The sequence below is a fragment of the Paenibacillus dendritiformis genome (genome assembly GCF_015845845.1).
GTDB lineage: Bacteria > Bacillota > Bacilli > Paenibacillales > Paenibacillaceae > Paenibacillus_B > Paenibacillus_B dendritiformis_C.
Genome location: NZ_LDIG01000080.1, coordinates 1 through 15,827 on the forward strand (window position 1 = coordinate 1; position 15,827 = coordinate 15,827).

At 49.5% G+C, this 15,827-nt stretch carries 10 protein-coding genes and 1 pseudogene; 7 read left to right on the forward strand and 4 right to left on the reverse strand.

Annotated elements, in window-relative coordinates:
* Positions 1-405: 405 nt before the first annotated feature.
* The 3 genes and pseudogenes from ABD76_RS05765 (at position 406) to ABD76_RS05775 (ending at position 6,027) form a co-directional block, all read left to right on the forward strand.
* Positions 406-3,743 (forward strand): annotated as a pseudogene (locus ABD76_RS05765) (DEAD/DEAH box helicase family protein).
* A 472-nt stretch (positions 3,744-4,215) separates the two neighbouring features.
* Complete coding sequence (locus ABD76_RS05770; protein WP_197255043.1) at positions 4,216-5,493, forward strand: helix-turn-helix domain-containing protein; 1,278 nt, start codon at positions 4,216-4,218, stop codon at positions 5,491-5,493.
* Positions 5,494-5,835: 342 nt separating this feature from the next.
* On the forward strand, positions 5,836-6,027 hold the full coding sequence (locus tag ABD76_RS05775) for a Spo0E family sporulation regulatory protein-aspartic acid phosphatase (RefSeq protein WP_338125056.1): 192 nt from the start codon (positions 5,836-5,838) through the stop codon (positions 6,025-6,027).
* Positions 6,028-6,137: 110 nt separating this feature from the next.
* Here the strand turns inward: ABD76_RS05775 and ABD76_RS05780 are convergent, their stop codons facing one another.
* The 4 genes from ABD76_RS05780 to ABD76_RS05795 form a co-directional block, all read right to left on the reverse strand.
* Positions 6,138-6,326: a hypothetical protein gene (locus tag ABD76_RS05780; protein WP_197255045.1), complete on the reverse strand. Its 189-nt coding sequence runs from the start codon at positions 6,324-6,326 to the stop codon at positions 6,138-6,140.
* Positions 6,327-6,485: 159 nt separating this feature from the next.
* Positions 6,486-7,064, reverse strand: coding sequence for a hypothetical protein (locus ABD76_RS05785; protein WP_197255047.1), 579 nt, complete (start codon positions 7,062-7,064; stop codon positions 6,486-6,488).
* A complete protein-coding gene (locus ABD76_RS05790; RefSeq protein ID WP_197255049.1) occupies positions 7,057-7,359 on the reverse strand; it encodes a hypothetical protein in 303 nt (100 codons plus the stop codon). The genes ABD76_RS05785 and ABD76_RS05790 overlap by 8 nt, the downstream gene beginning before the upstream one ends.
* A gap of 71 nt (positions 7,360-7,430) precedes the next feature.
* Positions 7,431-7,664, reverse strand: coding sequence for a hypothetical protein (locus ABD76_RS05795; protein WP_197255050.1), 234 nt, complete (start codon positions 7,662-7,664; stop codon positions 7,431-7,433).
* A 191-nt stretch (positions 7,665-7,855) separates the two neighbouring features.
* On the opposite strand from ABD76_RS05795, the gene ABD76_RS05800 reads away from it, so the two are divergent.
* Genes ABD76_RS05800 through ABD76_RS05815 form a run of 4 tightly spaced genes read left to right on the forward strand, consistent with a single transcriptional unit; the run spans position 7,856 to position 15,617 of the window.
* Positions 7,856-8,914: a Wadjet anti-phage system protein JetD domain-containing protein gene (locus ABD76_RS05800; RefSeq protein ID WP_197255051.1), complete on the forward strand. Its 1,059-nt coding sequence runs from the start codon at positions 7,856-7,858 to the stop codon at positions 8,912-8,914.
* Positions 8,887-10,428 carry a replicative DNA helicase gene (locus ABD76_RS05805; protein ID WP_197255052.1) on the forward strand — a complete coding sequence of 514 codons (1,542 nt, stop codon included), beginning with the start codon at positions 8,887-8,889 and terminating at the stop codon, positions 10,426-10,428. Before ABD76_RS05800 ends, ABD76_RS05805 begins: the two co-directional genes overlap by 28 nt.
* Entirely contained in the window at positions 10,412-11,191 is a 780-nt protein-coding gene (locus ABD76_RS05810; protein ID WP_197255053.1) for a DUF6063 family protein, read from the forward strand. The genes ABD76_RS05805 and ABD76_RS05810 overlap by 17 nt, the downstream gene beginning before the upstream one ends.
* Positions 11,169-15,617 carry a coiled-coil domain-containing protein gene (locus ABD76_RS05815; RefSeq protein ID WP_197255054.1) on the forward strand — a complete coding sequence of 1,483 codons (4,449 nt, stop codon included), beginning with the start codon at positions 11,169-11,171 and terminating at the stop codon, positions 15,615-15,617. Before ABD76_RS05810 ends, ABD76_RS05815 begins: the two co-directional genes overlap by 23 nt.
* Positions 15,618-15,827: the final 210 nt, after the last annotated feature.

A 15,827-nucleotide genomic window follows, 5' to 3' on the forward strand; every position in this document is an offset into this window, starting at 1 on the left:
CTCGAATGGTAGAGCATGCCAGACAAACGAAGCTCCGCTTCGGAAGACATAGTCCATGGTTTCAGACATTCCAGCGCATTTACGGGATCTTGTCGGGATAATCAATTGCGAACCTATGTTTCCGTTCAAGCTTTGCACAAGGGAAGCTTTGTTTCGTGATGTCTTTTTCAAGTGAATCGAGTCATCGCCTCTGCTTTCTGCGCCTTTCGTTACAGCTGATAGTGCTGGTTCTCTTAATCGTAACCCTTTCACGGATTCAGGAATTATCAAAAACAAAAAATGCAACAATCTCTAACCCAACTCGAAACCAACTTCAACGCCCTCCTGCAACGAGCGTTCAAAGGAGAGTTGACCAGCAGTACCGATTTCGAAGAGTAATGGACAACTAGAGAGGAGCGTTCCTTCGTGTCTTCCAACTTCGTATTTCTGAAAGAACAACCGCAATATGCCTCCTTCGCCAATGCGTGCCTGGAGGCAGAGAAAAGCTTGCTCGTCAGTCCGGCTACCTGTGCGATTCTATCCAGACGAGCATTAGAGTTATCCGTCAAGTGGTTATACAGTTCAGACAGCGACTTGAGAGTTCCGTATCAGGATAACCTATCAAGCCTTATCCATGACCATAGCTTTCTGAACATTATTGATCATGAGCTGCTGCCATTGCTCAAGTACATTGTGAAGCTTGGCAACGTAGCTGTGCATACGAGCGCGACGTTTACGCGCCAAGAAGCGATTCTCTCGCTTCATAATTTGCACCAATTCGTAAGCTGGATTGACTATTGCTACTCGGATGAATTTACCGCTCCCGAATTCTCGGAAGCTGTCATTCCAGTCGGAGAAGAGAAGCGTACGCGACCGGAGGAACTTCAGGATCTGTACGAGCGTCTCAGCTCCAAGGATCGTGATCTCGAAGAGATTATGAAGGAAAATGAGCAGTTGCGGCAGCAGCTGTCGGCGAAGCGTGTTGAGCATACCGAACAGTATAATTTCAGAGTGGATGAGATCAGCGAATACGAGACGCGGAAGCGGTATATTGATCTCGATCTGAAGCTGGCAGGCTGGGAGTTCAAGAAGGATGTTATTGAAGAAGTTGAAGTGCAAGGCATGCCAAATGAGACCTCGCTAGGTTATGCTGATTTTGTGCTGTATGGAGATAACGGATTGCCGCTGGCCGTAGTCGAAGCGAAGCGGACAAGCGCTGATCCGAATAAGGGCAAGCAGCAAGCGAAGCTGTACGCGGATTGCTTGGAGGCAATGTCAGGGCAGCGGCCAATCATTTTCTATACGAATGGATTCGAGACGTATATCTGGGATGATATGAATTATCCAGCGAGACGCATATCCGGGTTCTACAACAAGGAAGAACTGCAACTGCTTATTGATCGTAGAACGATGAAGCGCCCGCTTGCGGACATCGTGATCAACGATCATATCACGAATCGTTATTATCAGAAGGAAGCGGTTCTCGCTGTGGCACAATCGCTGAACGAGCAGCAGCGGAAGACGCTGTTAGTCATGGCAACCGGAAGCGGCAAGACGCGGGTTGCAATCTCGATTGTCGATGTGCTGACGCGTCATAATTGGGTGAAGAACATTTTGTTCCTTGCAGACCGCAAGGCACTGGTGACACAAGCCAAGAAAAATTTCAGCAACTTGCTGCCGAATCTGACGCTGTGCAATCTTTTGGACAATAAGGACAATCCGGAAGAGTGCCGGATGGTATTCTCTACGTATCCGACGATGATGAACGCCATTGATGAAGCGAAGCGCAAGGATGGCAAGAAGCTGTTTGCGGTCGGGCATTTTGACCTCATTATTGTGGATGAGTCGCACCGCAGTATTTATAAGAAGTACAAGGCAATCTTTGATTATTTTGACGGCATGCTAATGGGTCTCACCGCAACGCCGAAGGCGGAAATTGACAAGAATACGTATGACGTGTTCGATCTCGAGAACAATGTGCCTACCTTTGCCTATGAGCTGGAACAAGCGGTCGCGGATGGGTATCTGGTCGACTATCGGACATTGGAGACGAAGTTCAAGTTCCTTGAGGAAGGAATTCGATACGATGACCTGTCTGAAGAGGAAAAGGAGCAGTACGAGGCGACGTTCGATGACGAGGTTGGCGACGAGATTAGCAGTGAGGCGCTGAACAATTGGCTCTTCAATGCCGATACGATTGATCAGGTGGTATACCAGCTGATGGAGAACGGAATTAAGGTTGAGGGTGGAGACAAGCTCGGGAAGACGATTATTTTTGCGAAAAGCCACAAACATGCCTTAAGCATCGTCCAGCGCTTCGATCTGCTCTATCCAGAGTATAAAGGGAAGTTCGCTGCGGTAATCGACTATGAGACGAAATATTATCAATCGCTCATTGACGACTTCTCAGATCCGGCGAAGATGCCGCAAATTGCGGTCTCTGTCGATATGCTCGATACCGGCATTGATGTGCCGGAGGTTGTCAATCTCGTGTTCTTCAAGAAGGTGCGTTCCAAGGCGAAGTTCTGGCAGATGATCGGACGCGGAACGAGACTGTGCAAGGATTTGCTCGGTCTGGGCAGTGATAAAGAGGGATTCATCATCTTTGACTATTGCGGTAATTTTGAATTTTTCCGGGCGAACCCGAAAGGGAAAGAAGGCAATATAGCGATCAGTCTTACAGAGAAGCTGTTCAACAGCAAGGTTGAATTGATCAAGGAATTGCAGGAATTATCTCTTCAAGACGAGGAACATATTGCGTACCGGAAGCAATTAGTAGACGACGTAATGGAGAGAATGCAGCTCTTGAACGATGACAACTTCCGAGTGAGGCAGCATTTGAAGTTCGTACATAAATACATGCGGATAGCTGGCAATCGCTTGGCTTGATGAATGTGAATGAGATCAAGGAACATATTGCGCCTCTAATTATCTCATGGACCGATGATGAACTGGCGAAGCGCTTCGACTATCTGATGTACACGATTGAGCTGGCCAAGCTGCAGGGAAATCAAGCGGTTAAGCCCATCAACAGTGTCATAAACACGGCAGAAGCCCTATCCAAGCTGGGAACTGTCCCGCAAGTAATGGAGCAGCGTGATCTGATTCGCAAGGTGAAGACGCCGGAGTTCTGGGAAGAAGCGGGTGTGTGCGAGCTTGAAGAGGTGCGGACAGCGTTGCGTGAGCTCATTAAGTTCCTGGAGAAAGAGGCACAACAGATCTACTACACAGACTTTAAAGACCAGATTACGGAAGTCAAAGAGAACAGGGCAATCTATCACACAAATGATTTGCAAAGCTATCGTAAGAAGGTCAATCAATATTTGATGGAACACCGTGATCATATCGCGATCTATAAGCTGCGCAATAACAAACAGCTTACGCTTCAAGATATTCGAGCGTTGGAGCATATTCTGTGGACTGAACTTGGTACGCGCGAAGAATATGAGAAAGAATACGGCGACACACCTGTCGCCAAGCTGGTTCGCAAGATTGTCGGGTTAGACCCGCAGGCTGCCAATGAGGCGTTCTCCGTTTTTTTGACCAATGAGCAGTTGAATCTCGAGCAGAGCAAGTTCGTGAAACTCATCGTGGACTATGTGGTCAAAAATGGAATTATGGACAAACGGGTGCTGCAGGAAGAACCGTTCAAGACGGTGGGCAGCATCATCGAACTGTTCAAGGATGATATGGAACAAGCAAGAGAAATCATCGCGATTATTGATCAGATTAACCGGAATTCTGAAGAAGTTACAGGAGCGTAAGAAAAAATATAACAAATAAAGACATCAACGGAACATACTTGTTCTCTTGATGTCTTATCCATTTGCATGCAGTTGGAAAAAGGTGCCGTCGAGTCCTGCGCTCCGCCAGCGTTTGGATCCTGCCGCTTCGTCAGAGAAAGCCGTGGTTTCTCGCCCTATAAAGGTATGGATGCTGTGCGCCTTGGCGTGTGATTGAATTGTACCGCGCCCATGGCACAAGCGAGCAATTTCACAGTGAAATCAAAACCGCTCTGGATCTGGAGCGACTTCCAGCCGAGAAATTCGCGACCAATATACCAACTGGAGCACCAGTTGTATCCACAGAATACCAAATCGGTAGCTTAGGCTGCGGTAATGTCAGGGATTCAAAGTAATGATATGATAGCTATTTTCATAGTTTACAATTCAAAAGTGATGTGATAAATTGAAGATAGCGAGAAAAAATGGTGAAAAAAGGAAGGTGAAGGTGTGGGTGAACAGCGCGACCCTAACGATTGGGGAATCGATACACAAGTATAGGCGCGAGGCCGAGATGACATTAGCACAGCTATCAGAGCTGAGCGGCATCCATAAGGGGACCATTTCCAGAATCGAGAATGGTGAGGTCAAGCGGCCCGGTTTCGAGACGATACGCCCTCTTGCTGCATCGTTAGGAATACCCTTCGAGGACATCGTCGAGCGCTACATAGAGATTGAGAAGAGGGCAGATTCCCTGTATACTATTTTGCTGGAAGCCGTTTCGACAGGAGATAGCGGGCTGATTAGCAAGGTTGCTGTGAAGTTTTTGGAATCGCCAAGCGAAGATACTTATTGTCTGGTTCAACGACTGTATGAGTTGGCCGATGCCATCGACGACCGAAAAATCCGATTATTATTGTATACCTTGATCACGAACTATTCGCGTGACCACGGAATGATGCCGTTTTTAGCCAAAGGATTACTTCAATCCTACTTCATTGCCCGAGATGATTTCAGCAGGCTGGAAGCTACTTATCAGGATGGAAGACATATTTTGCACTACACCAATTTCCTGTCAGACGAAGAAAAGCTCGCTTTTCATTACAAGTTGGGCGTCCACGCCTATAATCTCATGAGGTACGAGGAATGTGTGGAATTATGCGAGTATATTATTCACAATGATCCGACGAGAAGTGAGGTTAAAGCAAAAACTCTCTATTTGTTAGGGCTTGCGCATGAGCATTTAGGCGATTACGAAAAGTGGGAGTATTATTTACAGGAGTACGGAACTTATAATCATCCTGGAGTAGAAGAGAACCGAAAGGTGACAACTGCTATCGTAAAAAGCAGGACAGGTGAGATAGAATCGGCAATTGGCATATTGGAAGAGTTACTGCCTCAAGTGGCAGATAAAAATTTTATCATTATCATCACAAGACTTTTTGAAATTTATTTGGAAACCAACGACCAACATGCTATTCGAGAGCTGCTTAAATACGAGGAAAGATTAGCGAGCATTCCGGTCGGTACACCCATTACCCAACTGCATAAGGCTTATTTCTATCGTCTCAAACAGCTTGCATTTATTACAAGCGATTTTGATATGGCTATGGAAAGTTGCCGAATAAGCGCCCAAGAATACGCTAAAATATCACGGTTTGATCAGGTTTTCGAATGTCTCAGCATCATATCGAAAGAACTGTTAAAGAACAAAAGCCTAGTCCATGATGAAAATATACGAAAAATTGACATGCTCTATGATGAGTTAAGAGATTATGGCAAGGAGGAGTAGTATTTATGAAAAAAAAGTTGATTCCGGTTGTATGTCTCTTATTGTCGTTATATGTGGCTGTAGCCCCTCTTCCTGTCCATTCTGATTACACTGAGATCGGGTTGTATTCCGGAAATCCCGATTGGACCTCGCATTAATTGCTCCAACAGTTGTGTATATGAATCTATTTTGAGAGTGCCCTTCGAGGCACTCTTTTTTAGGGTCATTTTGTAGAATTGAGTCGAAAGTTACATTAATAACAAAATAATGGATATATGGAAACCTGTCATATAATGGGTACAACAATAATCGACAACTTTGTTGACACGTCATCCATGGACCAAATATGCGAGGTGTCTCACGGTGTGCATTTATTACAGCGCTTCAAATGACAGGTTATTCAAAAAAATTCAGCAGCTTCGGCATAAGCTCGTAACGATAGTGAATGTGAAGAAAAATTTTACGGACGATGAGGTCGTGAGCGTCAGCCAGGAGTTGGATTATTATCTCGTCGAATTTCAGAGGAAAATGAATCACGAACGGGCGGACAGGTGACGAATCAGAGGAATGGAGTCGATTCCAGATCAGCATCGCGGCGATACTGGACATCGACTCTGTGTATCGTTTTACGTGAATCGAAATCAAAAGAACCACCCGTATAAGTATCAGTCGTCAAGCCATGGATAATTCCCGTAGGCCTCGCGAATAAACTGGACTGCCTGATCAATCAGTTCCCATACTTGCGGGTAATTGTTCTCCAGCAAGTATCCCTCCAACATAGCGAACGTCTCCACATGATAATGACCCGCCCAATCTCCGATAGGCAGAAAAACGCCGTCCTCCCGCGTAATCAAGCCAGCTTCCTGATAATCCCTTACGATATGCCCGCGAATATCCTCATCACAGAGCTTCTGTCATTCATGTTGTTCATCGGTATACCTTCTCTCCTGCCGGTAGTAGATAAGCTTGATTGTTGATTGTAACCAACAAATAAAGCCCCTGAAATAGGAGCTTTATTTCGAGGATATAACCTGGATAGCTAGTGTAGCTACAGCGACAACGGTAGCCAAAAGACCAAAAATGGTCGTGATAACAAGTAATTGCGTATGTTTTTTCATCGAGTCGATCTTATCGACCGCCCGGTAAATCTCATGTCGTACCTCCGAACGCAACCCCTTAATCTCTTCTGAGATGCGGGAAACTAACTTTTCGTTCCGTTCTTCAATTGCTTTCATTTCTTCCCTATATCTTTTATCTTGTTCTATCATTTGCTGGTGCAGCCTTGACTCTCGTTCCGCAGCGTCCTTAGAAAGACGTTGTTCCCGCTCTCTGAGGTCGCTGTCCAATCTATCGACATATCTTCCCAAGTCGTTGCTCATGCCATCACCATCTTTCTGATCATGATCACTTGAAGCGATTTGCGAATATCCCGCTACAATTTCATGAAACGGATGCTCTCTAATATTTCCAATTGCTTGCTGGTCAATTTGATCATAATCAAACTTTTTTGGCAATGAGGGGAATACGGGTAAATTATCGTTTGAAACAACTTTAAACCGTCTTTTTGTTGTGGCATGATCAAAATTATTCATGATCATCACCTGTGGCAAATGTTCTTAATTGATCAGCCAAGGTTTCTATTTGCTTCCGTTTCCTGTCATCAAAGTCTGATTTGTCAAAATAGGATTCAAGGTAGATATTTAGATTCATCATAACAGAAATGATATTATTCTGATTTATTTCAACATCAAAATACTGTCCATCGGCTCTGGAGATTCTTACAATTTTAGAATCATTTGAAGCAGGGGCAAATTTGGTCAGTGAGAAAGGTGAGTTGCTAAGAGATGCTGCATAGCAAGCAAAATCGAAATAAAAACTGTTCTTCAATGCTATAAAGTATTCGCGATTGTCAGTTAGGTATTCATCATAATTTGAATTGCGATCAGCTAGTAAGCAAGCTATGGTTTGCCCGGTATGTTCCCCGAATATGTCTTCAATATACTCATTGATGTCTTTATCGGCAATTGTAGCTTTCTTTCGAAAAACTTTTCTAGTGATTTCCAGAGGACATCTCTCATAAATGGATTCTCTTTAAATAAGTTGTTAAGCGTCTGGAACCCTAATCTAATGTTTTCTTCGTTAAGTTCGATATCTCGTTCCGCAACGATTTCAGTGTTTGCAGCTGCAGTCATGCGAAATAACCTCCTACTTTTCATTGCGCCGGACCCTTATGCATCTATTTTGCCATAGTAAAATTAAGGAAGGTGTAGGATAAAGGCGGAAAATGTCGAACCAAAAATATATTTTTTCCAAGGACTTTGCGCAGCATTCGCCTTATAATGTATACATACAATATTGTACAAAACAGGAACGGGAGTCGACAATGATAGACATGAAGGAGATGCTTGTTGATTATATACGAAGCTTGAGAAGGGCAACCGTGTATACGGAGCAATTGGAGCGCGCGGTAGAAGGCATGCTGCTCACCTATGAGGATTTTGCGGGAGCTATCCTGGACCTGGAACAGTCGGGGCTGCTGGAAGCGATCCGATCGGCCGGCAGGAACCCGAGGCCGCCGCATGTCGCCTACCGGTATCGAATTCATGCCGCCCCGTTGCGAACCGGCTTGCAGCAGCGGCTCCATCAGTTGCGGCTGAAGCTTCATCCTTCGATCTCGCTAGATCGTTATTTTATGCTGGGGGAATCTGTGCTTGATTCGGATCTGCCCTATATTATGAAAATCGATCGCTATTTGCAGGCATGCGGTCTGCCAGCGGACAGCGCCGCTGCGCCAGAGAGGAGCTTTGCGTTAGTCGGCGACGAAAAATGGATCAAGGAGAAGGACGGCCAAGCTCTGTTGGAACGGATTGGGCTGCTTGACAAGCTGAAGCTCGACTCATCTCCGGATCCGGTGATGTTCGCCGTGAATCCATCCCGAGGCGTTCACCCTGGCCGTGAAGAACCGCGTATCCATCTTGTCGTAGAGAACAAGACGACCTTTCTGGCGCTGCTGCCTGCTCTGTCCGAGACGATCTTCCACACGCTTATTTATGGTTGCGGGAACAAAATCGTCGGCAATATCGACATGTTCGCGCAGCAGTATCCTGCTGCTTCGGGAGCGCACCGCTTTTACTATTTCGGCGATATCGATTATGCGGGTATCCTGATTTGGAGCAATCTGTCCCGGAAGGTTCCGATGATTCCTGCTCTTCCTTTTTATAGAGCCTGCCTGGAGAAGCCGGCCGTGCCCGGGAAGACCAGTCAACGGCCTGCCGCATCGGCCTTGTATCAATTCGGCATGTATTTCGCTCCAGCCGAGCGGGAACGATTGGCATGGAGCCTGGAGAGCGGGCGATATTACCCGCAAGAGACATTATCCGCTCAACAACTTCAGCAGATCGGGAAGGAGGCTACATGGGAACCGTGGGAACCGTTGACGTAACTCAGATCGTATCCGGCTTCCAGGAACGAATGGCGAAGCTGGCTTTGTTCGATCCGCTCTTCGAATTGCAGCGCCAGAGAAAATCCGATCGCAACGGAGAACCGATTGAGATGATGGAAATGGGGCTGTTGACGCTGCTGTTCTTTTTCGAACAGAAGCTCATGCGCAATCCGAGAGCAAGCGTGAAAGATTTGGCGAAGTTTTTGCAAGAGACGGCAGCCGATACGGTTACGCTGGATGATGCGGCGTTTGAAGATTTGGCCAGAACGATCATTCAAGTGTTTCGGCCCTCCTCAGGCAAGAGGCGATCTTTCACTTTCTTTAATTGGGAGACGCGACAACAGGATACGGCCTATACTTCGATCTTGAGGGCCAGCTCCTTCGACAGCAAGACGAACACGCAATATTATGCGCTGGATGACGACGGCCTGGAGCTCGTATTTGCAACCAAAGAATTCTATATGGAATTCCAGCTCTCCATTCATCAACTGGTGCTGCGCAAGCAATTGGAGAAAGGGGAGTTCCAGGGGGCGCTGCGGCAGATCAATGAAATGCGCGTCGATGTGGAGTCGCTCCAAGAGCGCATGATCAAGCTGGGGCATGAGATTAAGCGAAGTATCGTATCGGAAGACACGTTGAAGAAATACGGCGCCCTTCTCGAAGATATCTACTCTCGCCTGCAGCGAGAAAATGAAGAATTCGAAGAGCTTCGCAGCTTCGTCAAAGAGACGAGGGAACGAATCTATTCGGATACGCTGCAGATGAAGGAGCATCATGCCTACGAATCTATTTTGCGGATATCCGCGGAATTGGAGAAGGTTCATACGGAGCATACCCTATTGCTGCAGCAGAGCATTGAATTGAAAAATGGCGCGCTGCATGCCGCCAAAGAATCTCTTTATTATACGGGAATGGATTCTTTCAATTTTGATCAGGATATCGTGAATCTCCTGCTGGGCACTCCATTGCCGTTGGAAGCGGCAAGAGGCGTGTTATCGCCGTTTCTTGGTCTGGAGCAGCACGCATGCTGGTCGCCCCTGACCGTATTTGCGGAACAGAACATTACGGCGGACGGAGAAGAGGAGCATCGCGAGGAAGGTTTTCTGGAGTTGGCCGAAGGTCAGGAAGCGGGAGCGTTCGTTCACTGGCGCGGCCGTTTGTTCAAGTCCATTATGGAAGAACTGCTGGTCCGGATGGAGGAAGGGCAGACGATTCGTCTGTCGGAAATGATTAAAGCGTGCGAGCAGCGGGAAGAGATGCGCGATTGGCTTTCTATGCGGGCCTTTTATGATTTCTGGCTGATTCTGCATCAGCGGAGTCCGGTTCAAGCGGGACGGGAGAATACGGATGATACCAAGCCAACCGGAATGGAGGAAGCGATCCGGCTGTTGGGCAAGCGTACGCTGATCGTGAAGGAAGCGGGACAGGTAATCGAGGTCAATGAGCGCTTCTCGATTCAGGAGATGGATCTGACGTTGACATTAGGAGGAAGAGACGATGCATTATCAGGGTGAGGTTGTCATGCGGGCATTCCGGCTGTATGCGGAGTTGGCCCGAAGCGGGGTGGTGGAGCGGGAAGGATTGCAGCAGTATTTGGCCGATGACGAGGTGAGGGGGCTTGTCGATCAATTCGCAAGAGAGGTCGACTGCTTGACCTTGGCGGCAGGCGATCAGTTGTTCCTCATTCCGCTCGTCCGCTTGTCTCCCTTCCATGTGTCCAATGAATATTTGAAAAGAACGTACATGCGAGGTCAGGCCGTCAACGCGGATCTCTACCTGATGTATGTGGCGATCATCGTATTTGTCGGAGCGTTCTATAACAGCTATCTCAGCATGGAGCCGACAAGAGATTTTATCCGGGTGGAAGATTGGCTGTTGCTTGTTCAGGAGCGGATAGACGGACTGAAGGAGCACGATCCTGAGGAATTGAGAGAGTACGAGAAGCAATTCTCCTATAATTGGACGGCCATTATCGAGAAATGGGACGCCATGGATGATATTAAGGAGACGGCCAAGCGCCAGAGCGGGAATACGATCAGCCGTTTCAGCTTCATGGATACGGTGAAGCGATTCCTGCTGGCGGAGAGGCTTGCGGAGGAAGTCGGGGAGAATGAACTGGCGATGACGGAGAAGACCCGAATTATCGTTCAGCGCTATTTCATGGAGCTGCAGTACAACCGCGGCATTTTGCAATTTCTATATCAGTTCGAAGAAGAGCGTCAGGCCCATTCCGCTCAGGAGGAGGAGAGATCCGGTGCCATCCATAGCCAAGATTAGATTTACGCATGTCTTGTATGAAGGCGGGAATAAGCGATATAACGATGTTACGTTCCAGTTCCATGGCCATAATGGCGCGGTTGTATTGGAAAATGGCGGCGGCAAGACGGTATTTATCCAGACCGCGATTCAGGCGGTGCTTCCCCATGAAGATCTCGCCGGACGCAAGGTGAAGGATACGCTTCAGCTGGACAGCGGTCCCGCGCATATCGCGATCGAATGGATTTTGACGGACAAGCCATACCGCAGATATTTGGTCACCTGTGTCACTCTGTTCCAGTCCGGCAACGGCATTGACTCTTATCGCTATGTGTATGAATACGGCGAGCATGATGAACATCGGCTGGAGAACATTCCGTTCGCGAAGGTTCATATGGGGAAGTCCCGTCCGGCGGACAAGGGAGAAATTCATGATTATTACCAAACGATGGCGCAGCGGCACCCGCTTCATGCGAAGACGTTCCCTACGATTAAGGAGTATAAGGCATATCTGGAGCAGCAATATCAGATTATAACGGGCGAGTGGGAGGCCATCGCGCGGATTAACGATACAGAGGGCGGCATCGAACAGTTCTTCGATGAATGCAAGACGACGAAGCAATTATTCGATCGTTTGCTCATTCCGGCCGTGGAGCAGTCGATTGAAGGTTATGAACAGGGGACATTTGCCCGCATATTCGAGAAGCACCGGGAGGAGTTCAAGAGATATAAGCAGTTAACCGAACAGATCGAGGAGAACCGGCGAATTCAGCAAGAATTGAACAATTATGTCGCGCTCTGTGAACGTCTGGATCGGGAAGAGAGGAAGTATCAGGAAGCCCGGCAAGAGGCGAAGGCGTATTGGCAATCCACTCTCGAGCTGCAGCAGGCGGTCGAGAAGGAACGCCTTCAGCTTCAACTTCAGGCCGAGGAGCATGGGGAGAGAAGCAGGCTTCTGCGGCGCAAGCAGAAATCATACCTTATCGCGCGGGAGATTCAGGAGCAGGAGGCGATTGCGGAGAAGCTGAATCTGGTCGAGGATGAAGCAGAACAGATCAGAGAGCGCCTGCATGATGCCGAGCATCAATATTATTCCCTGCAGCATGCCGAGATCCGTGACAGATGCCGGGCTGCCGAGGCGAAGGTTATCCAACTCTGCGTGCAATTGGAACGGTTAACCCTTACCGAGGATGAACGCAAGCTGGAAGAGCATTGGAAGCGCAATAGCGGACAGCTTCGTTACTTGTACGATGTGAAGGAGCAGACGCTTGAGGAACAGCGCAGCTTGCTCGAGCGGCGTCATAAGGAGCTCATGGAACAGTTAGAAGTGATACGGGGGAGTCTGCGCCAGCTGGCTGAGGAGAGCTTGCAAGCGGAGAGAGCCATTGCAGAGAAGACAGCCGGGATTCAAGCGCGGCGGGATCAACAGAAGGATATCGCGAACAGCCTGCTGGCGAATCCGCAGCTGGAGAAGGTGGAACAGCAGCTTCCGCTGTGGATGGAGGAAGAGCAGCAACTGGATCAGAGCCGGATGACTCAGTTGCAGGAGATCAAGCGGCTGGAAGAGGAAGCGGCTTATAAGGAACAGAAGCGGAGAGAAGTGAGCGAGGATATCGGCCGCATGGGCGAAGAGCTGGCGAAGCTAATGTCGGAGCATGAACGCCACCAATCCGATATGGAGGAGCTGAAGCAAGAGCTGTTCCGCCTCCGGCCCGCGTGGGACAAATATTCCTCCTTATATGAAAAGGAATCCACTATTCAGGAGCAACTGGCGGAAGGCATCGAGCGCTGCCGGCAGCAGAAGCAGCGGCTGCTGATGCAAGAGCGGCTGGCTTATCGCTTTGTCGATGATCATGGGCAGCAGCCGTTATTTTTCGCCGATGCCGTCGTGGCCAAATTATGCGAGCAATGGAGCCATCAATATTCGTTGCTTCAATTAGGAACGGATTATATCCGCGGGCTGTCCGCAGAGAGCAAGGGAGAGCAGGCCAGTCGTGCGGATCAGCTATGGGCCGTCACGCTCATCACGACGATGCACGAGAAGGAATCATTGCAGCAGCGCCTCCGGCAGGCGAGCGAGAGCTTCGCATTCCCGATTCGCGTCCTCGGCGCGCAGGAGGCGGCGGATATGCTTCAAGGAACGGGGGAGCCGCAATCATCCTCCTCATCCTGGATCGTGCCCCAGCATTGGTTGAGCAATGAAGAGGCGGACGCCTATGAAGAGTGGAAGTCCGAGCTTGCCCTGCAGGCCGAGGAAGCGAAGCGGGAACGGGAACGATCGGAGCAGTCGTTGCACGAATGGCAGTCGGCTCAGACGCGGTTCCAGGCTTTCATCGCGAAATATCCGCTAGCGGCTCAGCAGGAAGCGGAACAGAGAAGACTGACGCTCCAGGAGCTGAAGCTGGAACGGGCGCGTGAGCTTGAGCGGCTCGAGCATGAACTGGAGGTCAATCGCCGGACTGCCGAGCAGCGGCGCAGAGCGCTCGAAGACATAGGAAGCAGAATTCAACAATTGCAATACCAGCTCCAGCAGGGCCATTGGTATACGCTGCTTGGCAATGAAGCAAGCAAGCTGGAAGAGGAGCTTGTTCCTGTCCGGAATCAGCTTGGACGATTGGGCGATCAGCGGAAGCAGGAAGAGAGAGCCGAACGGCTGGTGCAAGAAGAGCTGCAGACGATTCAGGGGCAACAGCGGGAGACGGGCCTCCGCCTCGAAGTGCTGAAGCAAGACGAAGATTACCGGAAAGTGCGTGAATATGCCGCGCTGTCCTGCCAAGCTACGATCGAGGAACTGAAGGCGGAACGGAAGCGGCTGGAACTGGAGCGTCATCAGATTATGCAGGAGCAGACGCAGCTCGAAGCGGCGCTTGCCAGCGAGCGGGAGCGGGTGGCGGAATATCATCGGCTCATGGAGAAGCTCCGCATCGAGCATCCAGACATCGACGCAGCTATGCCGCTTCCGTTAGATGTCATTGAACGCCAAGAGCAGCTCTGGTCACGGATAGAAGAGCTGCGGCATCAGTTGAAGCGGATCGAGGGAGAGTATGCCCGGACGCGCGGCGAGCTGCAGGCGAAGGAAGGAGCATGCCTCAAGCTGCGGCAGCAGTTCGGAGAGGAGTTCCCGGATGCCGAGCCCGAACGGTTCACCGAACCGCTCCATTCGGTTCAGAATAAGCTGCGGGACGAGGAGCAGCGGTTGGCAGATGAGGAAGAGCAGCTCACTCGTCGCCAACAGGTCAACCGCAAGCGTCTGAATGAGATCGAGCGGGTGCTGCAGGTGTGGAACAAGCACTTGATGGTGTTCGCTCTGGAAGACGTGCGGCTGCAGCCCGCGATCATCGGGGAAACGGATCGAACGGAGTTCCCGTATAAGACGTCTCATTATGCCAATCTCTGCATCGAGAAGCTGAAGGACAGGCAGGCGCGCGTGGAGAAAGAACAATTGTCGGTCAAAAATGGCCGAACCCGGATGAAGGATTATTGCATTCACTCCGTCCAGGATACGAAGCTGCGCTATATGACGATTCAAGGCATTGAATCGAAGGAGCAATTCTCCGAGCTCTTGGAATTCCAGCAGTCGATGGAGAAACGTATTCGAACGGCCATTCACATCATGGAACAGAATCTGCAGACGCATGATCAAACTTTGCAGCAGTTCATTGTGCATGTTCATTCCCATCTGAAGCTGATTGTTCAGGAACTGAAGGAGATTCCGAAGAAGACTCGGGTCAAATCGGCGGACGGATGGAAGGAAATCTACAGTTTCACATTGGCGGAATGGGACGAGCAGGAGGGCAAAGATCGCATCCGCAAGCATATGGATTGGATCATGACGAAGCTGGAGCGTTATGCCGATGAACAAGATCAGCCAGATTGGCAGGAGCAGCAAGCGCTCATTCGCAAAGATCTGGAGAAGTGGCTTGATTCGCGGCAGCTGCTTCAGATCGTTATGCAGGGCGAAGGGATGAAGGTGGCTTGCCGCAAAGTAACGAATGATCAGCAGATTACGCGTGCCGCCTTCTCGTGGGAGCAGTCCAACCGCTGGTCGGGCGGCGAGAAATGGAGCAAAAACATGACCTTGTTCCTGGGGCTGCTTAATTATATCGCGGAACGCAAGCAGTACATTCAGGCGCAGATGAAGCGGCATCGCACGGTGATTCTGGACAATCCGTTCGGCAAGGCTTCCAGCGATCATGTATTAAGCCCGGTATTCTTCATCGCCGAGCAGCTTGGCTTCCAGATTATCGCCTTGACCGCTCATGTGGAAGGCAAGTTCCTGCAAGATTATTTCCCGGTTGTCTATAGCTGCCGTCTGCGTCACGCGGCAGATTCCGGCAAGCAGATTATCGAGGCGGCGCAGACGATTCAGACGGCCTATTTCCGGGACAACGATCCGGGCGTGCTCGAACGGATTGATTCGCACGTCACGCAGATGGAATTGTTCTGAGCGCGGGGGCCGCTGCCCCTTGGCGGAGACAAGGGACTGTCCTATAAGCATGAATCATGATGCAGGCCAAGACGGGACAACAGAGAAGGCAGAGGCGGTAATGGCGGCGGCGGGACGAGCTGCGGGATGAGCGGTGGAAGATGGCTAAGGCAGCGAATCCTGCATTTGTGCAGGAATTTACGCTTTTTAAGCCGCAATCTGATGAAATTC